This is a genomic window from Microbispora sp. CA-135349, from assembly GCF_050947365.1.
Lineage (GTDB): Bacteria > Actinomycetota > Actinomycetes > Streptosporangiales > Streptosporangiaceae > Microbispora.
In genome coordinates this window covers 7,410,016-7,432,521 of the sequence record NZ_CP192001.1, presented here as the reverse complement: position 1 = coordinate 7,432,521, position 22,506 = coordinate 7,410,016, and the positions used below count along the sequence as shown (strand labels likewise).

General features: G+C 71.4%; 18 protein-coding genes. 13 read left to right on the top strand and 5 right to left on the bottom strand.

Translation table 11 applies throughout. The features are described 5' to 3' along the window. Nucleotides 1-178 precede the first annotated feature (178 nt). The 9 genes from ACQPZZ_RS34230 (at nt 179) to carB (ending at nt 13,026) form a co-directional block, all read left to right on the top strand. The gene (locus ACQPZZ_RS34230) at nt 179-2,425 is read left to right on the top strand and encodes an iron-containing redox enzyme family protein (protein ID WP_432925929.1); all 2,247 of its coding nucleotides are present in this window, start codon (nt 179-181) and stop codon (nt 2,423-2,425) included. 138 nt (nt 2,426-2,563) lie between these two features. Beyond that, nucleotides 2,564-4,402: a carbamoyltransferase family protein gene (locus ACQPZZ_RS34225; RefSeq protein ID WP_432925927.1), complete on the top strand. Its 1,839-nt coding sequence runs from the start codon at nt 2,564-2,566 to the stop codon at nt 4,400-4,402. 38 nt (nt 4,403-4,440) lie between these two features. Continuing rightward, entirely contained in the window at nt 4,441-4,581 is a 141-nt protein-coding gene (locus tag ACQPZZ_RS34220) for a hypothetical protein (protein ID WP_363647005.1), read from the top strand. 30 nt (nt 4,582-4,611) lie between these two features. Then, nucleotides 4,612-5,568, top strand: a complete 957-nt coding sequence (locus ACQPZZ_RS34215; protein ID WP_432925925.1) for a TauD/TfdA family dioxygenase — start codon at nt 4,612-4,614, stop codon at nt 5,566-5,568. A 48-nt stretch (nt 5,569-5,616) separates the two neighbouring features. Beyond that, a complete protein-coding gene (locus ACQPZZ_RS34210) occupies nt 5,617-6,873 on the top strand; it encodes an ATP-grasp domain-containing protein (RefSeq protein WP_432925923.1) in 1,257 nt (418 codons plus the stop codon). Between the two features lie 24 nt (nt 6,874-6,897). Next, entirely contained in the window at nt 6,898-7,167 is a 270-nt protein-coding gene (locus ACQPZZ_RS34205; protein WP_432925921.1) for a hypothetical protein, read from the top strand. A gap of 156 nt (nt 7,168-7,323) precedes the next feature. Beyond that, complete coding sequence (locus tag ACQPZZ_RS34200; RefSeq protein WP_432925919.1) at nt 7,324-8,586, top strand: ATP-grasp domain-containing protein; 1,263 nt, start codon at nt 7,324-7,326, stop codon at nt 8,584-8,586. Next, nucleotides 8,583-9,713, top strand: a complete 1,131-nt coding sequence (gene carA, locus ACQPZZ_RS34195) for a glutamine-hydrolyzing carbamoyl-phosphate synthase small subunit (protein ID WP_432934640.1) — start codon at nt 8,583-8,585, stop codon at nt 9,711-9,713. The genes ACQPZZ_RS34200 and carA overlap by 4 nt, the downstream gene beginning before the upstream one ends. A 1-nt stretch (nt 9,714) precedes the next feature. Then, nucleotides 9,715-13,026, top strand: a complete 3,312-nt coding sequence (gene carB / locus ACQPZZ_RS34190) for a carbamoyl-phosphate synthase large subunit (protein ID WP_432925917.1) — start codon at nt 9,715-9,717, stop codon at nt 13,024-13,026. Between the two features lie 16 nt (nt 13,027-13,042). On the opposite strand, the gene ACQPZZ_RS34185 is transcribed toward carB, so the two are convergent. After that, the gene (locus ACQPZZ_RS34185) at nt 13,043-14,380 is read right to left on the bottom strand and encodes a PLP-dependent aminotransferase family protein (protein WP_432925915.1); all 1,338 of its coding nucleotides are present in this window, start codon (nt 14,378-14,380) and stop codon (nt 13,043-13,045) included. 201 nt (nt 14,381-14,581) lie between these two features. Between ACQPZZ_RS34185 and ACQPZZ_RS34180 the strand changes: the two genes are divergently transcribed. After that, nucleotides 14,582-15,340: a LysE family translocator gene (locus tag ACQPZZ_RS34180; protein ID WP_432925913.1), complete on the top strand. Its 759-nt coding sequence runs from the start codon at nt 14,582-14,584 to the stop codon at nt 15,338-15,340. Nucleotides 15,341-16,001: 661 nt separating this feature from the next. On the opposite strand, the gene rsgA is transcribed toward ACQPZZ_RS34180, so the two are convergent. Continuing rightward, a complete protein-coding gene (rsgA, locus tag ACQPZZ_RS34175) occupies nt 16,002-17,027 on the bottom strand; it encodes a ribosome small subunit-dependent GTPase A (RefSeq protein WP_432934638.1) in 1,026 nt (341 codons plus the stop codon). Beyond that, nucleotides 17,024-18,403 carry a 3-phosphoshikimate 1-carboxyvinyltransferase gene (aroA, locus tag ACQPZZ_RS34170; protein WP_432925911.1) on the bottom strand — a complete coding sequence of 460 codons (1,380 nt, stop codon included), beginning with the start codon at nt 18,401-18,403 and terminating at the stop codon, nt 17,024-17,026. The genes rsgA and aroA overlap by 4 nt, the downstream gene beginning before the upstream one ends. Before the next feature lie 81 nt (nt 18,404-18,484). Here aroA and ACQPZZ_RS34165 point away from each other — a divergent pair, with 81 nt between their 5' ends. Beyond that, entirely contained in the window at nt 18,485-19,249 is a 765-nt protein-coding gene (locus tag ACQPZZ_RS34165) for an SOS response-associated peptidase (protein ID WP_432925909.1), read from the top strand. Nucleotides 19,250-19,261: 12 nt separating this feature from the next. Here ACQPZZ_RS34165 and ACQPZZ_RS34160 read toward each other — a convergent pair whose 3' ends face one another. Continuing rightward, nucleotides 19,262-20,110, bottom strand: coding sequence for a LysR family transcriptional regulator (locus ACQPZZ_RS34160; protein ID WP_432925907.1), 849 nt, complete (start codon nt 20,108-20,110; stop codon nt 19,262-19,264). A 162-nt stretch (nt 20,111-20,272) separates the two neighbouring features. Here ACQPZZ_RS34160 and ACQPZZ_RS34155 point away from each other — a divergent pair, with 162 nt between their 5' ends. Next, entirely contained in the window at nt 20,273-20,998 is a 726-nt protein-coding gene (locus ACQPZZ_RS34155) for an SDR family oxidoreductase (protein WP_432925905.1), read from the top strand. A 251-nt stretch (nt 20,999-21,249) separates the two neighbouring features. Further along, entirely contained in the window at nt 21,250-21,582 is a 333-nt protein-coding gene (locus ACQPZZ_RS34150) for a TraR/DksA family transcriptional regulator (RefSeq protein WP_363647017.1), read from the top strand. A gap of 31 nt (nt 21,583-21,613) precedes the next feature. Here the strand turns inward: ACQPZZ_RS34150 and ACQPZZ_RS34145 are convergent, their stop codons facing one another. Then, nucleotides 21,614-22,354, bottom strand: coding sequence for a class I SAM-dependent methyltransferase (locus ACQPZZ_RS34145; RefSeq protein WP_432925903.1), 741 nt, complete (start codon nt 22,352-22,354; stop codon nt 21,614-21,616). Between the last annotated feature and the right edge of the window lie 152 nt (nt 22,355-22,506).

Sequence of the window (22,506 nt, the reverse complement as noted above, 5' to 3'; positions counted from 1 at the left end):
TCCGTTTCCTTCGAGGAGTCATTCGGCATGTCTTTCCTGCGCAAGATCGTGAACAGGGTGTTCGGGCGGAAGAAGCGCGCGAAGCGGAAGAACGACGCGTCCATCTATCCCATGTTCTGAGGACCGGAAAGGAACGTTCCGATGCGATCCAGATCTGGTTCCGAAGGCGAGGGAGACGATGGCGGCCAACGCGACGACCAACACCGCGACTGGCACCGCGACTGGCACCGCGGCCGGCGCCGCACCGGCGACCTCGGCACCTTTGGACGACGGCTCGGCCGCCCGGTGGCTGTACGCCTACGCGGCCAATCCTGAGGCCCGCGTTCCCGGGGGCGAACTCGTCGAAGAGGTCCGCGCGGAGCTGCACCGCCGGGTCTCAGGCCGTCCGGCGCCGCCGGCCGAGCTCGTACGGCAGGCCGGCGACTGGGCGGCCGCCGAGGGTGGGAGGTTCCGGGACCTGGGCGACCGGGCGGACGACGACGACCGCCGCGTCCTGGTCCGCAGGGCCGTGCTCGGATGCGCGCCGCTGTCCCTGGCGTCCGGGGCGTGGCTGCAGTGGCTGAGCGCTCCGGGCAACGCCGACGACGCGCTCGTGTTGCGCATCCTCGCGCTGTACGCCTCCGACACGGGGGTCGGGCACCCGGGCGCCTCCCGGGGCGACGCCTATCTGCACCTGCTCCGGAGGCTGCGCCTGTCCGAGAACGCCGTACCGCTCGCGCGTCTCACCGGCGACCCCCGCATCCCCGACGGCGCCTACACCCTGCCGGGCCTGCTGCTGGTGATGAGCAGGCGTCCCGACGACTTCCGGGGCGAACTGCTCGGCGCCGACCTGTGCCTGAGAACCGTGGGGCTGCCGCCGCCGCTCACCCTGGTCAGGCAGGCGCTGCCGGCGATCGCGGACTGGGCCGTCATCGATCCCTCGGCGGCCCGGCGGGACGAGGATCCCTCTCCCGCCGAGGAGTGCCGCACGGTGGTTGAGGAGCTGATCGCGCGGGAGGGGCCGCGGGCCGAGGCGGCCGTCGGCCTCGGTTTCTCCTGGGCTCTCGCCGCCCTGCGCGAACAGACGGACGCCCTGTACGCCGAGCTGACGGCGGCCTTCGACCCGGCGTACGACATGGCCGAGCTGATGAGGCTGCGCGCGAGAGAGGGCTCGGTCTATCACCACCAGTTCCAGCTGGAGGGCAGGCCGCTGGCGGACTGGCTGAAGGAGTCCCGCACGGATCCCTCGGGCCTGCTGGGGGCGCTGGCGCGCAGCAGGCTGGTCAAGCCGGGGCGTTCCGCGGCCAGCGCGCTCGTCAAGGGGCTGGTCAGCGAGCGCGGTCCGATGTTCCGGGTGTTCTCGCCGGACGACCTCACGATCATCGGCCGCTGGATCGACTCGCTCCCGCCGCGCTCTCCCGGAAGCGCGGAGCAGGAGACGGCCGCCGCCCGCGCCGTCCCGGCACCGCGGCCGCCGGTGGCGGTGGCACGGGCGCTCAGCGCCGGTCCCCGGACCGAGGGCAGGGCGCCGGCCGATCTGCGGGAGGCCTACCACCTCCTGATGGTCCGCACCGACACCCCGGCGTTGCGTCGATGGAGCCTGGACTACGTGACCGGCTGGCTGGCGAGGTCCCGGTACGGGATGGACCACGAGCCGATCCCGCTTCCGCGCAGTTGGGGACGCGAAGGGCTGCGGCCCTGGCTCCAGGTCCAGCACGACCGCCACGGGGCCGAGTTCGAGGAGAACGCCGACGTCCCGCTGCCCTCACGGGACGCCGTCATCGACGACACGCTGCAGACGGCGCCGCTGACGCTGATCGACGGCAGCTGGCTCCAGGGGTTCACCGACCACGAGCTGGCGTCGTCGGACATCGGTCACGCCCTCTTCCAGACGTACTGGGACGAGCTGGGCAACGGCATCGCCAAGCTCAACCACCCGCTCATCTACCGTGAAGTGCTCAAGGAGATGGACATCGACCTGCCGCCCACCGCGTCGCCGGAGTTCGCGCGCTGGCCGGGTTTCAGGGACGCCTCCTTCGAACTGCCCGTCTACTGGCTCTGCATCGGCCGCTTCCCCCGTACGTTCCAGCCGGAGGTGCTGGGGCTGAACCTGGCCATGGAGTTGTCGGGGGTGGGCGGCAGCTACCGCAGAGCCCGGCTGGCCCTGCAGAAGTACGGCTTCAACACGCGGTTCGTCGACATCCACAACACCATCGACAACGTCGCCACGGGTCACTCCGCCTGGGCCGCCGACGCGGTCGACACGTATCTCGCGGGCCTTCCCGACTCCTCCGGCGCCGGATCGCGGGCCGACGCGTGGGAGCGGGTCCGGGTGGGCTACAGGTCGCTCAATCCGCCCGGCGGTGCGGGCGCCCGCAGAGCCGCGCGCCGTGCCATACGTGGTGGCCGGATCGATCCCCTCTCCCTGTTCTCCAAACGTCGTTGATCCCTTTTCCCACGCGCAGTTGAGCGGTGCTCGACGTTCTCCGGCGCGCCGGACGTCGCACGCGCCCGCCCCGGGCGCGGCGTCGGCCGCGACGATCTCCAGCCCGGGGCGACCTCCAGCACCCAGAGGAGCACAGCCTTGTCTGACCTCGTTCTCGGCATCTCCGCCTTCTACCACGACAGCGCCGCCGCCCTCGTCGCGGACGGCGTGCCCGTCGCAGCGGCGCAGGAGGAGCGTTTCAGCAGGAAGCGGCACGACTCCTCGTTCCCTTCGCAGGCAGTGACGTACTGCCTGGACGAGGCGGGCGTGAGCTTCGACGACATCTCCGCGGTCGCGTACTACGAGGACCCCCGGCTCAAGTTCCGCAGGGTCATGGCCACCTTCGCGGGCGCGGCCCCGACGGCCTTCCCGTTCTTCCACGCCGCCCTGCCCTCGTGGCTGTCGGCGGACGGGAAGCGGCACACCGACCAGACCGTACGCAGGGAGCTCCAGGCCCTGGGCCGGGGACGGGTTCCGCGGGTGTCGGTGCGGCGCCACCACGAGTCGCACGCGGCCTCGGCCTTCTTCCCGAGCCCTTACGAGAGCGCCGCCGTCCTGTGCGTCGACGGAGTGGGGGAGTGGGCGACCACCACCCTGTGGCACGGTCGCGGGACCACGCTGGAAGCGGTGGCCGAACTGCGGTTCCCCCACTCGCTCGGCATGCTGTACTCCGCCTTCACCTACTTCTGCGGGTTCAAGGTGGACTCGGGCGAGTACAAGCTGATGGGCCTCGCGCCGTACGGGAGGCCGCGTTACGCCGATCTCATCCGTGACACGCTCATCGACGTCAAACCCGACGGCACCTTCCGCCTGGACATGCGCTTCTTCGAGTACCTGCGTGGTCAGACGATGACCGGGAAGGGCTTCGAGAGGCTTTTCGGAGGGCCCAGGCGCATGCCCGAGGGGCAGCTCACCGAGCGCGAGTTCGACCTCGCGGCCTCCGTGCAGGAGGTCACCGAGGAGGTGATGCTCAAGCTGGCCCGTACGGCGCGCGAGCGCACCGGGGAGTCGAAGCTCTGCCTGGCCGGCGGCGTGGCGCTCAACTGCGTGGCGAACGGGAAGATCACCGACGCGGGGATCTTCGACGAGATCTGGATCCAGCCCGCGGCGGGCGACGCCGGCGGCGCGCTGGGGGCCGCGCAGGCCGTCGCGATGGAGCGCGGCGCCTCCCGTGATCATCTCGGCACCGGGCGGGACGCGATGTCCGGGTCGCTGCTCGGCCCCGCGTACGACGACGACGAGATCGCGGCGTACCTGGCGGCCAACGGCATCCCGCACCGGCGCCTGGACGACGAGGAGCTGGTGAAGCAGGTGGCGGCGGGGCTGGCCGACGGAAAGATCGTCGGCTGGTTCCAGGGCCGCATGGAGTTCGGCCCCCGCGCGCTCGGCGCCCGCTCCATCCTCGGCGATCCCCGCGACCCCGCGATGCAGTCGGCGATGAACCTGAAAATCAAGTTCCGTGAGTCGTTCCGGCCCTTCGCGCCGGCGGTGCTGGCCGAGGACGCCAAGGACTACTTCGACCTGCGCCAGGAGAGTCCGTACATGCTCCTCGTCGCCCGGGTGGCGGCGGCGCAGCAGCTGGAGGCCCCGGAGTCCGGCGTCAGGGGCCTCGATCTGCTCCGCGTGCGGCGTTCCACCATCCCGGCGGTCACCCACGTCGACTACTCGGCCCGCGTCCAGACCGTCGACGAGCACAGCAACCCCCGCTACCACCATCTGCTCGGCGCGTTCAAGGCGCGTACGGGGTGCCCGGTGCTGGTCAACACCTCGTTCAACGTCCGCGGCGAACCGATCGTGAGAACGCCGCACGACGCCTACACCTGCTTCATGCGGACCAACATCGACATGCTCGCGCTCGGCGGCTTCCTGCTGGACAAGAGCGAGCAGCCCGCCTGGACGGAGAAGTCCGACTGGCGCGAAGAGATCCCCCTGGACTGAACCCGGCCCCGCGTCCTCCCGGCGCAGAACGGAAGCCCATGCGTGCGCTCCTGCTCTTCCTCTTCTACTACCTCGTGGTCACGCCCGCCGGACTGCTCGCCCGGCTGGTACGCGACCCCCTGTCGCGCCGGAGGAACCCGGACGCGGCGACCTATTGGATCCCGTCGGAGAAATCCTGACCCACTTCGACACCGGACCGGAGGAAATCGATGACGCATTTCCGTCGCATCGACCGCTATGAGATTGAGGACGGCGTCCGTGATCTCCTCGCCAAGGAGGTCGCGGAGCGCGTCTCCACGAGTCTGCTCGATTCCGACGTCGACGACACCATCCTCGGCGGCATCGGCGCGCACGCGCTGCGCCGCTACCTGCCCGGCGAGGTGCTGCACGGACTCGACGTGTTCAGCCACTCGGGCAGCCACGCGCTCGTCCTGGCGAACCTGCCCGTCCAGGAGGACCTGCCCGACACCCCCGTGACCGGGTTCGGCGACGAGCACGAGCTCGCGGCGCTGAACGCCCTGCACCTGGGGCTCATCAGGCTGATGCGCGCCATCCCGTTCGCGGTCAGCTTCGAAAACGACGGCCGCCTCATCCGCAACGTGGTGCCCAACCCCGCGGCCTCGGGGACGACCAGCTCCTGGGGCGCCGACTCGGAGTTCTTCTGGCACTCCGACAACCCCCATCAGCCGTTCGGGCTGCCCGGCTCGGACCCGCGCCCCTTCATGCCGCAATACCTGACGTTCATGGCCCTGCGCAACGAGGAGCGGGTGCCGACCGATCTCGCCGCGATCGAGGACGTGGTCCTGCGGCTCGACGCGGAGACCCTCGAACGGCTGCTGGCGCCGGAGTTCGACGTCGGGGCGCCGGCCTCCAACGAGGGCGGCAAGACGCAGCCGCTCACGAACACCCCCGTCCTGAGCCACGGCGCCGACGGCCGTTACCGGGTGCGTTTCGACCGCGGCACGACCACGGGCCGCACCCCGGCCGCCGCCGCGGCGCTCGAGCGCTGGTGCGAGGTCCTCCGCACCGTGCCGGCCGAGGAGCTGGTGCTGGAGCCGGGGGTGTTCCTGGTGTTCGACAACTACCGGGTGCTGCACCGCAGGCGCAGGTTCGAGCCGAAGCCCGCCGCGGCGGCGCGCTGGCTGCGCCGCTGCTACGCCGCCTGACACGTGCCGGGCGTACGGCGTCCGACGAAAGACACGAAGGAGAGAAAGATGCCGGGTAAGTACCGGGTAGCAGTGATCGGCGGCCGGCCCGCGCCCGTGGCGGGCGCCAAGGAACTGGGCATCGACGTCGTCCTGGTCCATGAGCAGGGGGCGTACGAGGAGTCCGTCCTGCGGCACTGCGAGCGGGTCGTGCACGCCCCGATCGCGGACGGGCAGGCCATTCTCGACGTGCTGAAGCCGTTGCACGAGGAGCGCCCGTTCGACCGGGTGCTCACCACGACCGAGCCCGCGGGCGAGTCGACCGGCTTCGTGGTCGACGCGCTGGGGCTTCCCGGCGTCACCGAGGCGACCGCCCGCGCGCTCAAGGACAAGGTGCTCACCCGGAAGCTGCTCGACCGCAACGGCCTGAGCCCGGTGCGGTACCGGCAGATCGAGAGCCTCGCCGACATCAAGCGGTTCTGGGCCGAGGTCGGCGACCGCATCGTCGTCAAGCCGGCCGACGGCGTGGCGAGCCTGCACATCCACCCGGTCGCCTGGGAGGACGACGCCGAGCGGGCCTGGCGCGCACTGCGGGACGCCGGCGTCGAATCGGTCATCGCCGAGGAGTATCTGGACGGTCCCGTCGTCAGCGTCGACTCCTTCTCCTACGGCGGACGTCACCTGCCGATCGGCTACTCCGAGTACCGCATGAACGACCGGTACGTCGAGTGGGAGGTGAGCACGCCCAGCCGCGTCGCGGCGCCGCACCGGGCCGAGTTGTTCGACCTGACCCGCAAGCTGCTCGACGCGGTCGGGCTGACCGAAGGGCCCTCGCACAGCGAGTTCGTGCTGACCCCGAAGGGCCCCCGGGTGCTGGAGTCGCACGCACGGCTCGCCGGCAGCGGCGCCCCCGAGCTGGTCCGCCGGGCTTTCGGGTTCGACCTGAACCGCATGTTCCTGACCGTCCCGCTCGGCATCGACGCACTGCCCGAGACCTCGCCCGAGCCGCTGGGCGGCGCCGCGGTCCGGTTCTTCACCCCCGAGCCCGGCACGGTGACGGCGGTCGAGGCCGACGACGACGCGGCGGACGCGATCAGGACGGTGCCGAAGGGAGAGGTCCCGCTGGTCTTCCTGCCGTACCTGGACGAGTTCAGGGACGTCGAGGTGGCCGCGGTGATCGCGAAGCACCCCGGGGACGTGGTGCCGCCGCTGCTGACCGTGGCCGACTGCGTCTCCGGTTACGTGATCGCCTCCGGAGCCGACGCCGCGGACGCCGTGGCCAAGTGCGACCGGGCGAACGACAAGATCCGCTTCAGGACGAGCTGAGGACCTCAGGAAAGGGAACAGCCCGTGACCATGTCCAGCACCGCCGAGTTGGCGGACTCCGTCACCCAGTTGAGGAGCGCGCGCAAGCTCGTCGCGGAGAGCTCCACCGCGGACGAGCAGCTCACCCAGGCGGCACTGCACCTGATCGACTGCGCCGCCGACGTGGTCAGCCGCCTGCCGGCCGGGGACCTGGAGTCGGCTCGCGAGGCACTCGGATCGGCACGTGCGGCCGTGGTCTCGGCGACCTACGCCGTACGGCGGATCCACGACCGCTCCCGGACGGAGCGCACATGAGCGAGCGAAGCGAGCGAATCAATGGGCACAGTGCGTTTCGCTCATGCGACTCCGAGCCGCTAGGCGAGGAGGTGGCATGAGCGAGCGAAGCGAGCGAATCAATGGGCACAGTGCGTTTCGCTCATGCGACTCCGAGCCGCTAGGCGAGGAGGTGGCATGAGCGAGCACATCCTGGTCATCCACCGATGGCGTGACCGGCACGCGCTCTACGACGAGTACATCGATCACGACGCGCACCGGGTCACGTACGTGACCACGGACCTGGGGGTGGTGTCCGTGCCGGGCACCGCCGCCGCGGTCCGGGTCGTGCCGGCCACCGACGACGTGACCGCGGTGACGGCCGCGGTGGACGGGCTGTCCGCGCGGTACGGCCCGCCGGACCGGGTCGTCGCGCTCAACGAGGGCGACCTGGACATCGCGGCCCTCGTCAGGGAACGGCTGGGCTGCGAGGGACAGGACACCGAGCGGCTCGCGCCGTTCCGCGACAAGCTGGTGATGGCCGAGGCGATCGCGGCCGCGGGCATCGCGGTGCCCGCGTTCGCGGACGCGCCCGACGAGGCGGCCGTACGGGCGTTCGCGGACGTCCACGGCTGGCCCGTCGTCGTCAAGCCCAGGAAGGGGACGGCAAGCCGGGGTGTGGTCCGCCTCGACACCGAGGCGGACCTGGCCCTGCTGCGGGGGTTGCCCGCCGAGCCGCGGATCGTGCAGAAGTTCTGCGGCGACGCCGTCTTCCACATCGACGGGCTGTGGACGGGCGACCGGCTGGGTCCCTGGCGGGCGTCCCGCTACGTCAACACCTGCGTGGACTTCACCAGAGGCGACGCGCTGGGGTCGGTCGAGGTCGACGATCCCGATCTCCTGCCGGCGCTGGGGGAGTTCACCGCTGCCGTGGCGGGCGCGCTGAGCGACGAGCCGTGGGTCTTCCACCTGGAGGCGTTCGTCGGATCCGCCCTCGGGCGCGTACCCCGGCTGACCTTCCTTGAGGCCGGTTACCGGGTCGGGGGCGCCGAGATCCCGTTCGTGTGGCGTGAGGTGCACGGCATCGACCTGATGCGCGCCGCCGTCGACATCCAGCTCGGCCGGCGTCCCGACCTGCCCGTGCCTGACGCCTGGCGGACGGGCGGATGGCTGCTGGTGCCGACGCCGGTGGCCGCTCCGTGCCGGGTGACGGGCTGGAGACTCCCCGAGCCGCCCGCGCCGGGCGAGGGGCCGTACGCCCATGTGATCCCGCCGGTGGGCGACCTGATCCCCAGGGTCGGCGGATACGAGCACGTGGGGGCACGGTTCCGCTTCCGGGGCGAGTGCAGCAGCGACGTCGAGAAGGCCGTGGTCAGGACGGCGGCGCAGTTCCGCCTCGAATGCGCGCCGCAGCGGCCGGTCGGCACCGGCGTCGTACGACACGGGGCGTGCGTGCGATGACGGCGACCGGCGCCGCCCCGCGCCCCCGTGTCCCGGCCGTGCTCGTGCTGGAGGACGGCCGTACGTTCCGCGGTTTCGCCTTCGGGGCCGTGGGCGAGACGTTCGGCGAGGCGGTCTTCTCGACGGGCATGACCGGCTACCAGGAGACCCTGACCGACCCCTCCTATCACCGGCAGGTCGTGGTGATGACGGCGCCCCACGTCGGCAACACCGGGATGAACGACGAGGACCAGGAGTCGGGGCGGATCTGGGTGTCCGGATACGTGGTGCGCGACCCCTCGCGGGTCGCGTCGAGCTGGCGCGCCCGGCGCGGTCTGGAGGAGGACCTGACGGCACAGGGCGTGGTGGGCATCGGCGGCGTCGACACGAGGGCGCTCACCCGGCATCTGCGCGAGCGCGGCGCGATGCGGGTGGGCATCTTCTCCGGCACGGCGATCGCGGGCGACGCCGCGATGCTCGCCCGGGTCCGCGCGACGCCCGGGATGGCCGGCGCCGATCTGGCGAACGAGGTCTCGTGCGCCCGGCCGTACGTGGTTCCCGCGGTCGGCCGGAGGCGCTTCACCGTGGCCGCCCTCGACCTCGGCATGAAGTCGATGACGCCCCGGCGCATGGCCGAGCGCGGCATCGAGGTGCACGTGCTGCCGGCGACCGCGACCGCCGAGCAGGTCGAGGCGCTGGAGCCGGACGGCGTCTTCCTGTCCAACGGTCCCGGGGACCCCGACACGGCAGACCTGAGCGTGGTGCGCGCCGCGCTGGACAGGGGAACGCCCGTCTTCGGCATCTGTTTCGGGCACGAGCTGCTGGGCCGTGCCCTCGGATTCCGCACCTACAAGCTCAAGTATGGCCATCGCGGGATCAACCAGCCCGTCCAGGACCGGGCGACGGGAAAGGTCGAGATCACCGCGCACAATCACGGCTTCGCCGTGGACGCGCCTCTGGACGGCACGGCCGTCACGCCGTACGGCCGGGCCGAGGTCTCGCACGTGTGCCTGAACGACGACGTGGTGGAGGGGCTCGTCCTGCTCGACCGGCCGGCGTTCAGCGTGCAGTACCACCCCGAGGCGGCGGCGGGCCCGCACGACGCGGGCCATCTGTTCGACCGCTTCGCCGCATTGATGGAGGGATAGCGTGCCCAAGCGCGCCGACATCCGATCCGTGCTGGTCATCGGCTCGGGGCCGATCGTCATCGGGCAGGCGGCGGAGTTCGACTACTCCGGCACCCAGGCCTGCCGCGTCCTGCGGGCCGAGGGCCTGCGGGTGATCCTGGTCAACCCCAACCCGGCCACGATCATGACCGATCCCGAGATCGCCGACGCGACGTACATCGAGCCGGCCACCCCCGAGTTCGTCGAGAAGATCATCGCCAGGGAGCGCCCGGACGCGCTGCTCCCGACCATGGGCGGCCAGACCGGGCTCAACACCGCCATCGCGCTGCACGAGACCGGCGTGCTGAAGACGTACGGCGTCGAGCTGATCGGCGCCGACGCGGACGCCATCCGCAAGGGCGAGAACAGGGAGCGGTTCAAGGCGGTCGTCGAGGCGGTCCGCGAGAAGATCGGTCACGGCGAGTCCGCCCGCTCGGTGATCTGCCACTCCATGGACGAGGTCCTGGCCGGGGTGGAACGGATCGGCGGCTACCCCGTCGTGGTGCGCCCGTCGTTCACGATGGGGGGCGCCGGTTCCGGCTTCGCCCACGACGAGGCCGAGCTGCGACGCATCGCCGAGGTCGCGCTGACGCTCTCGCCCACCTCCGAGGTGCTGCTGGAAGAGTCGATCATGGGCTGGAAGGAGTACGAGCTCGAGCTGATGCGCGACAGGAACGACAACGTCGTGGTCGTCTGCTCGATCGAGAACCTCGACCCGATGAGCGTGCACACCGGCGACTCCATCACCGTGGCGCCCGCCATGACCCTGACCGACCGCGAGTACCAGATCCTGCGCGACATCGGGATCGCGGTGATCCGGGAGGTCGGCGTGGACACGGGCGGGTGCAACATCCAGTTCGGGGTCGATCCCGCGACCGGCCGGGTCATCGTGATCGAGATGAACCCGCGCGTGTCGCGGTCGTCGGCGCTGGCGTCGAAGGCCACCGGCTTCCCGATCGCGAAGATCGCGGCCCGGCTGGCGATCGGCTACACCCTCGACGAGATCCCCAACGACATCACCGGGGAGACCCCGGCGTCGTTCGAGCCGACCCTCGACTACGTGGTGGTGAAGGCGCCCCGGTTCGCGTTCGAGAAGTTCCCCGACGCCGACCGGACCCTCACGACGACGATGAAGTCCGTCGGAGAGGCCATGGCGATCGGGCGCAACTTCCCGCAGGCGCTCAACAAGGCGCTGCGGTCGCTGGAGAAGAGGGACGCCCCGTTCGCCTTCGACGATGCCGGGGGCGGCCCGGGGGACAGGGACCGGCTGCTCGAGGCCGCGCGGCGCCCGGCCGAGGACCGGATCGCCGTCGTCATGCGCGCCATCCGCGCCGGCGCCGGACGGGAGGAGCTGTTCGAGGCGACGAAGATCGACCCCTGGTTCATCGATCAGCTCTTCCTCATCAAGGAGATCGCCGACGAACTGGCGGACGCGGCCGAGCTCGGCCCCGAACTGCTCGCGCACGCGAAACGGCACGGAATCTCCGACGCCCAGATCGCGGCCATCAGGTCGGTGAGCGAGGACGACGTGCGGCGGATGCGCCATGAGCTCGGCATCCGCCCGGTCTACAAGACCGTCGACACGTGCGCGGCCGAGTTCGCCGCCCGGACGCCGTACTTCTACTCCTCCTACGACGACGAGAGCGAGGTCGCCCCGCGGACCAGGCCCGCGGTGATCATCCTCGGCTCGGGCCCGAACCGCATCGGCCAGGGCGTCGAGTTCGACTACTCCTGCGTGCACGCCTCCTTCGCCCTGCACGACGCCGGCTACGAGACCGTGATGGTCAACTGCAACCCGGAGACGGTGTCGACGGACTACGACACCTCCGACCGGCTCTACTTCGAGCCGCTCACGCTGGAGGACGTGCTGGAGGTCGTCCACGCCGAGCAGCAGGCGGGGCCGGTCGCGGGCGTCGTGGTGCAACTGGGCGGGCAGACCCCGCTCGGGCTCGCCCAGGCGCTGAAGGACAACGGCGTCCCCGTGGTCGGCACCTCGCCCGAGGCGATCCACCTCGCCGAGGACCGCGGCGCCTTCGGCGGGGTGCTGGCGCGCACCGGGCTGACGGCCACCGAGCACGGCACCGCGACCTCCTTCACCGAGGCCAAGGCGGTCGCCGACGAGGTCGGCTACCCGGTCCTCGTCCGTCCCTCGTACGTGCTCGGCGGGCGCGGCATGGAGATCGTGTACGACGAGGAGCGGCTTTCCGCCTACATCGCCGAGTCCACCGAGATCGGCCCGGAGCGGCCCGTGCTGGTCGACCGCTTCCTGGACGACGCCATCGAGATCGACGTCGACGCCCTGTACGACGGCGCGGAAATCTACCTGGGCGGCGTGATGGAGCACATCGAGGAGGCCGGGATCCATTCCGGCGACTCGGCCTGCGTCCTTCCGCCGCTCACCCTCGGCGGGGAGACCGGCAGGCTCCGCGCGTCGGCGGAGGCCATCGCCCGCGACATCGGCGTACGCGGGCTCATCAACATCCAGTTCGCCCTGGCGGGAGACGTCCTGTACGTCCTGGAGGCCAACCCCCGTGCGTCGCGGACGGTGCCGTTCGTCTCCAAGGCGACGGCGGTGCCGCTGGCGAAGGCGGCAGCGCGGATCTCCCTCGGGGCGACCATCGCCCAGCTGCGGAGCGAGGGCCTCCTGCCGCCGCGCGGCGACGGCGGCACGCTGCCGCCGGACGCGCCGATATCCGTGAAGGAGGCGGTGCTGCCCTGGTCCCGGTTCCGTGACCCCTCCGGGCGCTGGACCGACACCCTCCTCGGCCCGGAGATGCGCTCCACCGGCGAGGTCATGGGCATCGACTCGATCTTCGGGACCGCCTTCGCCAAGTCGCAGGCCGCGGCGTACGGCGCGCTGCCGACCAAGGGGAGGGTGTTCCTGTCGGTGGCCAACCGCGACAAGCGGACCGTGGTCTTCCTGGCCCGGGCCCTGGCCGACCACGGCTTCTCGCTGCTGGCCACCGCCGGCACGGCCGAGGTGCTGCGCCGTCACGGGATCGAGGCCACCGTGGTGCGCAAGCACAGCGAGGGCCCGGGACCGGACGGCGAGCCGACGGTCGTCCGCCTCATCCACGAAGGGAGGATCGACCTGATCGTGAACACGCCTTACGGCGCGGACGGCCGCGTGGACGGCTACGAGATCCGCACCGCCGCCGTGGCCAGAGGCGTGCCATGCCTGACCACCGTCCAGGCGCTCGCGGCCGCGATCCAGGGGATCGACGCGCTGACGGGCGGTGAGGTGGAGGTCCGCTCGTTGCAGGAGCATTCACGGCGGCTCACGGCGGGCCGCTGAAATGCGGGCCGGTCGGTCACTCGGCCAGGAGGTCGTCGGGTGAGGACCGCGCGATCCCGGCCAGAGTGGTCAGGGCGCGTGCCAGCGTCTCGGCCGGGGGCGAGGCGAGACCGAGACGGACGGCGTTCGGCCTGCGGTGGTCGCCGACGGCGAAGGCCGCCGCCGGGGTGACGGCGATGCCGTACCGCGCGGCGGCGGCCACGAACGTGTCGGCCCGCCACGGGGGCGGCAGCTCCCACCAGCAGGAGTAGGAGCGCGGGTCGCCGCGCACCGCGAACTCGCCCAGGTGGCGAATCGCGATCTCCTGCCGGTCGGCGGCGTCCCGCTGCTTGCCGCGGGTCACCGCCGCGACGATCCCGTCGGTCGCCCACTGGACCGCCGTTTCGAGCGCGAACCGCATCGGCGCCGAGCCCGCGGAGTGCAGCGCCGCCGTCATGGCCGGGACGGTGGCCCGGGGAACGACGGCGAATCCGACGGTCAGGCCCGGCGCGAGCCGTTTGGAGAGACTGTCGACGAGGATCGTGTGCTCCGGCGCCATCGCGGCGAGCGGCGGCAGGTCGTCGCGGAGGAACGACCAGATGGTGTCCTCGATCGCGTGGACGCCCAGCCGTTCGAGTACGCCCGCGAGCTCGGCCCGGCGCTCGACCGGCATGCTGAGGGACAGCGGGTTGTGCAGCGTGGGCTGGAGGTAGATCGCCTTCAGCGGGGTCTTGCGCGCGGTGCTCTCCACGGCGTCGGGGACCAGCCCGGCCTCGTCGACCGTCAGGGGGACGAGCGTGACCCCGAGGCGGCCGGCGATCGCCTTCAGGACGGGATAGGTGAGTTCCTCGACGCCCAGCCGTCCGCCCGGAGGGACCAGTGCGGTGATGGCGGCCGCGATCGCCTGACGCCCGTTGCCGGCGAACAGCACGCGCGCCGGATCCGGGCGCCAGCCCGCGCGTGCGAGCAGGCCCGCGGCGACGTCGCGGGCGAAGGAGGTCCCGGCCGCGCCCACCGGCCGTACGGACGACTCCAGGACGTCCGGGCGCAGCAACTGCCTGATGCCGTCCCCCAGCAGGCGGGCCTGCCCGGGGACGGCGGGGTAGTTGAGCTCCAGGTCGACCCTGCTGTCGCTGGGCTCGGTGAGGGCCGGCCCGGGGCGCCGGTCGGACGCCCGTACGAAGGTGCCCCGGCCGACCTCGCCGACGGTGAGGCCGCGGCGGGTCAGCTCCGCGTAGACGCGCGCGGCCGTGGAGTTCGCGATGCCGCGCCGCCGGGCGAAGTCCCGTTGCGGAGGCAGCCGGTCGCCCGGCCGCAGCCGCCCGGCCGCGATCTCCGCGGCCACCTCGTCGGCCACCTGCCGGTAGCTCTCCACCGCCGTCTCCTCTCCACCTCGCCCGCCCAGTGCAATACCGCACCGATTGCATCCAAACACGTAATTGCTCCGAGAGCAATTCTGAACATTGCGCTCTCGATGGGACGTGGAATAGCCTGAGAAAGCCTTCCGGGCCGGCATGAGGGATCGCGGGCGAATGCCGTTGTCCTCGTTGATCGATACGAGAAAGAAGGCGCGTCAATGGTCGGACAAAGTGTGGCCGGGCAGGGTTTGGTCGCGCAGAGCGCGGTCGTGGGAGTCGTGTCCGTGGCGCTCGGAATGGTGCTGTCTCCGGGTCCGAACATGATGTACCTCGTGTCGCGGAGCATCAGTCAGGGGCGCCGGGCCGGAGTCATCTCACTGGGCGGAGTGGTCCTCGGATTCATCGTTTACCTGGTCGGCACGAATCTCGGCCTGGCGGTGCTGTTCGCCACGTTTCCGCAGATCCTGACGGCCATCCGGCTGGTCGGGGCCGCCTACCTGCTCTGGCTCGCCTGGAAGACCGTCAGGCCCGGCGGGGTGTCGGTGTTCACCGTGCAGGACGTGCCGCACGACCGGCCGCGCCGGCTTTTCGTCATGGGGCTGATGACGAACCTGCTCAATCCTAAAATCGCCATTCTGTACATTTCCGTGATTCCGCAGTTCATCGACCTCGACCGGGGAAACGTCCTGCTTCAGGGCATCGTTCTCGGTGGTTGCCAGATCGCGGTGGCGACAACCGTGAACCTGTCGATCGTGCTGGCCGCCGGTGGCATCGCGGGTTTCCTGGCGCACCGGCCGACCTGGCTGCGCGCGCAGCGGGTGGTCATGGGGAGCATGCTCGGGGTGCTGGCCGTCATGCTCGCCTTCGACCAGAGCACCAGCACGTCGAACGTCGCCGCCTCCGCACGGACGGGCTTCTCCCAGGGGCAGACCGTCTCGTCTCCCGCGCGCCCTCTGCCCGCGGCCGACCTTGTGTAGACTGCACGCTGCCTGCGCCACCGGGATGCCGGAAAACGATGGGAAATGGGCGAGGACGAGCAACAAGGAGAACAGTGTTCGCTCGCTCGCTCGCGCGCCTCGCCCTGGTCACCGTGAGCGCCTGTCAGCCGCGGAAGACGCGCTGCTTAGACACACCTCTCCGTGCATCGCCGGACTTGAACTTTCCTGACACAGTGCCCTGCTGGACCGCGCTTGTTGCAAATCCAGACGATTCTACATTTCTTTACCCAGTGACATGCTCGGGGTGGTTTTGGACGTGGCGTGGCTGCTGTTCCGGTCGCTCCCGCGTCAAGGGCGATCCCTTGCGTCGTGATCACAGCGAGTACGGCAGCAGATACGAGTTTCTTGATTCTCATGGAACCAACCCCCTAGAGAGTCCGCGCCAGTATCCGCACGTGAGGCTTACGAGGCCGTAAGCGAGTACGAGCGAACCGACTGCTCCAGACCTGCTCCAACCTCAGAGAACCGGACGGCGGCAGGTGGGTTCAACGACGTTCGAATCAAACTCCGGTAAACAACGGGCAGACCGTGTGGTAATCAACAGAATGCCACCCGCGAGGGTTTTGATCCGCTGTCACCGCGTCGACGACCCCGTTTCGAAGGCGCGTGCCGGGTGCGGGGCGCGCAGGGCTAGATTGCACTAGTCCTCGTCCGCGCCTTCGCGGCTGGCGAGCAGCCGCCGCAGGGACTCCAGGCGCGCGGGATCGGCGTGCCCCTCGGCGACGTACCGGTCGAGCGCGCAGTCGTCGCCGAGGTGGGTGCAGCCCTTGGGGCATTCGGTCGTGGCGTCCACCAGGTCGGGGAAGGCCGCGAGCACGGTCTCCACCGAGATGTGGGCGAGCCCGAAGCTGCGCACGCCGGGCGTGTCGATCATCCAGCCGCCCTCCGGCAACTCCAGGGCGACCGCGGACGTGGAGGTGTGCCTGCCCCGGCCGGTGACGGCGTTCACGTGGGACACGGCCCGGCGGGCATGCGGCACCAGCGCGTTGACCAGGGTCGACTTGCCGACCCCCGAATGGCCGACGAGCACGCTGATCCGGTCCGCGAGCGCCTCGCCCAGATCGTCGAGCGGGCCGCCCCTGTGCACCACGACGAACGGCACGCCGAGGGGTTCGTACAGCGCCACGAGGTCGTCGGCGGGGGCCAGGTCGGCCTTGGTGAGGCACAGCAGGGGCTCGATGTCGGCGTCGTAGGCCGCGACGAGCATCCGGTCGATCATCCGGGGACGCGGCGGGGGATCGGCGAGCGCGGTGACGATGACCAGCTGGTCGGCGTTGGCGACGATGGGGCGCTCGATGTCGTCGACGTCGTCGGCGCTGCGCCGCAGCATCGAGGTGCGCTCCTCCACGCGGACGATGCGCGCCAGCGTGTCCGGCTGCCCGGTGACGTCGCCCACCAGTGCCACGCGGTCGCCCACGACGATGCCCTTGCGGCCGAGCTCGCGGGCCTTCATCGCCACGACGAGCGTACGCTCGCCCCGCCGTCTCCTCGGTGTCGCGGAGCGGGGGACGCCCTCGCCCACCAGACAGGTGTAACGCCCGCGGTCGACGGCCACCACGAAGCCCTCGACGGCCTCACTGTGGGCAGGCCGGATCCGCGTCCTGGGCCGCGAGCCCTTGCCCGGCCTGACCCTGACGTCGTCCTCGTCGTACTGCCGTTTTCTCAGTGCCCCTGTCCTTCGCCGTGCCCGTGCCGACCTCCGTTGCCCAGCATCGCGGCCCACATGCGCGGGAACTCGGGCAGGGTCTTGCCGGTCGTCGCGATGTCCTCGACCTCGACGCCCGGCACGACCAGGCCGATGACCGCGCCCGCCGTGGCCATGCGGTGGTCGGCGTACGAGTGGAAGACGCCGCCGGTCAGCGGCCGGGGGTGGATCTCCAGGCCGTCGTCGGTCTCCCTGGCGTCGCCGCCCAGCCGGTTGATCTCCGTGGCCAGGGCGGTGATCCGGTCGGTCTCGTGCCCCCGGATGTGCGCCACGCCCCGGATGCGGGACGGCGCGTCGGCCAGCGCGGCCAGCGCGGCGATCGTGGGCGTGAGCTCGCTGACGTCGCGCAGGTCGGCGTCGATGCCGCCCACCCGGCCTTCTCCGGTCACCCGCAGGCCCTCCGGCACCCGCTCGACCCGCGCGCCCATTTCGGCGAGCAGCCCGCGCAGCGCGTCGCCGCCCTGCGTCGTCTCCTCCGGCCAGTCCGGCACGACGACGGAGCCCCCGGTGACCAGGGCCGCCGCCAGGAAGGGAGCGGCGTTGGACAGGTCGGGCTCGACCGTGACGTCCCCGGCCAGGATCGGGCCGGGCTGCACCCGCCACACGTCGCGCTCGGAGGCGTCCACCTCGACCCCCGCCTGGCGCAGCATCTGCACGGTCATCTCGATGTGCGGCATCGACGGGACGGGCGGGCCGTCGTGCCGCACCGTCACGCCCTTCTCGAACCGCGCGGCGGCCAGCAGCAGACCGGAGACCATCTGCGAGGAGACCGAGGCGTCGAGCACCACCTCGCCGCCCGGGATCGGCCCGCGGATCGTGAACGGCAGCGCGTCGTTGTCCACCGACGCGCCGAGCGCGCGCAGCGCGCCCAGGATCGGGCCCATCGGCCGCTTGCGCGCGTGCGGATCGCCGTCGAAGAAGACCGGCCCGTCGGCCAGCGCGGCGACCGGGGGTACGAACCGCATGACGGTCCCGGCCAGCCCGACGTCGATGGACACCCCGCCGCGTACGGGATGCGGGATGACCGACCAGTCCACGCTGTCGGCACTCTCGTTGGACGGCGTCATCTCGGCGCCGAGCGAGCGCAGCGCCGCCGCCATCAGGTCGGCGTCGCGGCTGCGCAGCGCGAGCCGTACGGCGCCGGGGGCGTCGGCCAGTGCGGCGAGCAGCAACGCGCGGTTGGTCACCGACTTGGAGCCGGGCAGGCGGACCGTCGCACGGACCGGCTCGGCGGCCACCGGGGCGGGCCAGAGCGGTGTGGCGGCGTTCCGGCCGACGCCGGTCTGATCGGTGGCGTGCGGCTCGGCGCCGCCGGACGCGGACTGCGGAGAGGCCATGCCCGCAAGCTTAGTGCGCCCACGTTCGTCCGTACCGTCGCGAGAGCGCGTGCGGCCCGCGTGAGTGGCAGTCTTGGTGGCATGTGCGGGAGGTACGCGTCGGCGCGCAAGAAGCAGGAGTTGCTGGAGGAGTTCCAGGTCGAGCTGGACGGGGTGCCCGACCAGCTGCCCGGCGGCGAGCTCCGGCCCGACTACAACGTCGCGCCCACCAAGAACGTCTACGCGGTCATGTGCCGTGTGCCGAAGGACGACGGCGGCGAGAGCCGGGCCGACGAGCAGCCCGTCAGACAGCTGCGGGTGGTCCGGTGGGGGCTCGTGCCGAGCTGGGCCAAGGACCCGTCGGTCGGGTCGCGGATGATCAACGCCAGGGTGGAGACGGTGGCGGAGAAGCCGTCCTACCGCAGGGCGCTGAAGTCCCGGCGCTGCCTGATCCCGGCGGACGGCTACTACGAGTGGATGCCGCTGGAGGGCAGGAAGAAGCAGCCGTTCTTCATCCACCCCGCGGACGGCGGCGTGCTCGCGATGGCCGGCCTGTACGAGTTCTGGAAGGACCCCACCCGCGCGGACGACGACCCGCTGAAGTGGCTGTGCACCTGCACGGTGATCACCACCACGGCGACCGACACGCTGGGCCGCATCCACGACCGGATGCCGATGATGGTCGAGCGCGACCGCTGGACTGAGTGGCTCGACCCGCGGCTGACCGACCCCACCGGCCTGCTCGTCCCGGCCGGTCCCGACCGGCTGGAGGCGTACGCGGTGGCGGACGCCGTCAACAACGTCCGGCACAACGGCCCCGAGCTCATCGAGCCCCTGGAAGGCGACGACGTCCCGCGGCTCTTCTAGGTCGCGGCTCGTCTACAGGCGGGTCGCGGCCCGGACCAGCCCGGCGAGGGCCAGGGACCGGCTGTGCGGCGGCCACGCGATCACCGTCGTCACGGCCGGCGCGTCGAGCACCGGCACGGCGGCGAGGTCGCGGCGCAGGTGGACCCGGCACGACTCCGGCAGGATCGCCGACGCCCGGCCGAGCGCGATCAGCTGAAGCAGTTGCGCGTGGTCCCGGACCTGCGGCCCGGGACCGTCCGGGTAGGTGCCGTCGGACAAGGGCCAGCGCGGCATCGGCAGGCCGGGCAGCGCGGCGACCTCGGCCATCCGCAGGTGGGCCCGGCGGGCGAGAGGGTGCCCGGCCGGCAGGACCACGACCTGCCCCTCCGTGCACAGTTCCTCGGTGTCGAGCCCCGTCGTCGAATCGAACGGCAGGTGGAGCAGCGCCACGTCCGCCCGTCCGTCGCGCAGCAGCCGCTCCTGCTCGCCGACCCCGCACAGGAGCACGTCGACGGTGACCGCTCCGGGTTCGGCGGCGTACGCGTCGAGCAGCTTCGGCAGCAGCTCTCCGGCCGCTCCGGCCTTCGTGACGAGGACCAGCGCGGGACGACCGGTCGAGGCGAGGGCGGCGCGGCGGGTTCTGCGGTCGGCGGCGTCGACCGCGTCGAGAGCCGCCCTGCCCTCGACCAGCAGCACCGACCCGGCCTCGGTCAGCGTGACGCTGCGGCTGGTGCGCTCCAGCAGCGTCACCCCGAGCCGCCGTTCGAGCTGCCGGATCGCCCGCGACAGCGGTGGCTGCGCGATGCCGAGCCGCTGCGCGGCCCGCCCGAAGTGCAACTCCTCCGCGACGGCGACGAAATACCGCAGCTCCCGCGTCTCCATGCCCGTCAGCGTACGACGCGACGGCCGTGCGCGGGGACGAGAGCCGGCGGCGGGGCGAGGGCTCGGTGAGAACGCCGATGACCTGGACCGATATCCGGGAGGTATCGCCGCCCACCCAGACGGTGTTGGAAGCCTCGCCGGGCGCGCGCACAGGATGAGCGCATGAACGAACAGACGACCGCACTGGTCACCGGTGGGAACAAGGGAATCGGATACGAGATCGCGGCGGGTCTGGGCGCCCTCGGCTGGAGCGTCGGCGTCGGCGCCCGGGACGAGGAGCGCCGGGAGGCCGCGGTGGAGAAGCTGCGCGCGGCAGGCGTCGACGCGTTCGGCGTGCCGCTCGACGTGACGGACGACGCGAGCGTGGCCGCCGCCGCAGGGCTGATCGAGGAGCGCGCCGGACGCCTCGACGTGCTCGTGAACAATGCCGGGATAACCGGCGGCGCGGCACAGATGCCCACCACGGCCGACCTCGATGCGGTGCGGGCGGCCGTGGAGACCAACGTGATCGGCGTCATCCGCGTCACCAACGCGATGCTGCCGTTGCTGCGCCGCTCGGCGTCGCCGCGGATCGTGAACATGTCCAGCACCGTGGGCTCTCTCACCCGGCAGACCACTCCCGGCGGCGAGACGGGCCCGATCGCCGTCGCCTACGCGCCGTCGAAGACGTTCCTCAACGCCGTCACCGTGCAGTACGCCAAGGAGCTGCGCGACACGAACATCCTGATCAACGTCGGCTGTCCCGGTTTCTGCGCGACCGACCTCAACGGGTTCCGGGGCGTCCGTACGCCCGAACAGGGCGCGGCGATCGCGATCCGGCTGGCGACCCTGCCCGACGACGGCCCGACCGGCGGATTCTTCGAGGACGCCGGAGTGGTGCCCTGGTGACGCGGGCGCTGCCCGCTCCAGGCGGGACGCGCCGCCGCGCGGAGGTGTCGACGGTGGATCGGCGGCGGATCGACGGAGGGCCGGACGCACCGGCGTGCCCGCCACGCGCCTCGTCGGAACCGGTGTAAGCGGCGCGCGAAGTGGGCATTCGTTCGGAAAAGCGGTCGCACGGACGGTGCAGGACCGCTGACCGACCAGGAGACCGGGGGCTTCTGGCCGGATGACTCCCCCACTCCCGGAGGTGCGGATCCGTGGACGTCGCGACCGCGCGTATGCGCCTGGAAAGCATGCTCGCAGAGCTCGACCGGTCGATCAGAGTGCTGCGGGGGGATCCGGTCGACGGGCACGACGGGTCCCTCGCCGACGCGGGCGCCCATCTCACCGACGCCGACCGGACCCGCGCCATGCTCGACGCGGCCTCGCGGCAGCGTACGGCCGTGCTGGCGGCGCTGAAGCGGCTGGACGACGGCGGGTACGGCCGCTGCGTCGACTGCGGCACGCTCGTTCCCGAGGGAAGGCTGGAGGCCCGCCCCGAGGCGGCTCGCTGCGTGCAGTGCCAGTCGCGGGCCGAGCGCCGCCGCTGAGGACCCCCCCGGGCGGCGTTCGAGAGAGCGTTCACAACGGCTTGCGGGCGCTCGCCACCAGGTGGATGCCGACGGTGTCGTCGCCGTCGGCCTCGCTCTCGAGCTCGGTGCGGACCAGCCAGGACAACGACTTGCTCTCCGTGCTGAGCACGTGGTCGACGGTGGAGGGGGACAGCACCGTACGCGGGCGCACCCACTCCACCTCCAGGCCGGCGCCGGTGATCAGCTCGCGTACCTGCTGACTGGTGAAGCAGCGGGTGATGCTGCCGTCCGGCCAGGGGATGAGCATGACCTCGCCCGTCTGGCACAGGTGCGCCCAGTAGTTCTGCTCGGCCAGGATCGCCATCCCGAGGACCAGCGAGTCGACGCACAGCAGCGCCCGCCCGCCGGGCCGCAGCACCCGGGCCACGTCCTCCACGACGGACTCGGCCATGATCTCGACCGACAGCACGCGCTCCTCGGCGATGACGCCGTCCACGGAGCCGTCGGGCAGGAACGCGAGGTTGTCGGCGCGCACCTTCTGTATGCGGTCGGAGGCGTCGCGCAACCACGGTTCCGTCGGCCTGCGGAAGTCCATGACCTCGATCACGCGGTGGCCGGCGCGCGCCGCCTGGGCCGGCCACCGCCCCCGTCCGCCGGACAGGTCCAGCAGCAGGGAAGGGCGGGCGGGCAGCCACTGACGCAGCTGTTCGGCGACGACCGCGTGATAGAAGGTCCAGTACGGCCCGAGTGTGCCCGAGCCGTTGAGTTCGTTGGCCGGTATAGGCAGCACGAGCGGCTCCTGGACTCTGGCTGCCCCACGTATGGGTGTGAGACAGCGAAACTCGGTTTCCGGGCTACCAAGCCGGTGCTTGCTTTTTTCCCCGCACCGGGTCGTTCGTCACCTCAATCTGCACCGGGAACAGACTCTACGCCCGCCCTGTT

Coding starts and splice junctions, on each gene's coding strand:
- ACQPZZ_RS34155 (WP_432925905.1), top strand. CDS start 20,273: ATGAACGAACAGACGACCGCACTGGTCACCGGTGGGAACAAGGGAATC.
- ACQPZZ_RS34215 (WP_432925925.1), top strand. CDS start 4,612: ATGACGCATTTCCGTCGCATCGACCGCTATGAGATTGAGGACGGCGTC.
- ACQPZZ_RS34180 (WP_432925913.1), top strand. CDS start 14,582: ATGGTCGGACAAAGTGTGGCCGGGCAGGGTTTGGTCGCGCAGAGCGCG.
- carA (WP_432934640.1), top strand. CDS start 8,583: ATGACGGCGACCGGCGCCGCCCCGCGCCCCCGTGTCCCGGCCGTGCTC.
- aroA (WP_432925911.1), bottom strand. CDS start 18,403: ATGGCCTCTCCGCAGTCCGCGTCCGGCGGCGCCGAGCCGCACGCCACC.
- ACQPZZ_RS34210 (WP_432925923.1), top strand. CDS start 5,617: ATGCCGGGTAAGTACCGGGTAGCAGTGATCGGCGGCCGGCCCGCGCCC.
- ACQPZZ_RS34230 (WP_432925929.1), top strand. CDS start 179: ATGGCGGCCAACGCGACGACCAACACCGCGACTGGCACCGCGACTGGC.
- ACQPZZ_RS34220 (WP_363647005.1), top strand. CDS start 4,441: ATGCGTGCGCTCCTGCTCTTCCTCTTCTACTACCTCGTGGTCACGCCC.
- ACQPZZ_RS34165 (WP_432925909.1), top strand. CDS start 18,485: ATGTGCGGGAGGTACGCGTCGGCGCGCAAGAAGCAGGAGTTGCTGGAG.
- ACQPZZ_RS34160 (WP_432925907.1), bottom strand. CDS start 20,110: ATGGAGACGCGGGAGCTGCGGTATTTCGTCGCCGTCGCGGAGGAGTTG.
- ACQPZZ_RS34200 (WP_432925919.1), top strand. CDS start 7,324: ATGAGCGAGCACATCCTGGTCATCCACCGATGGCGTGACCGGCACGCG.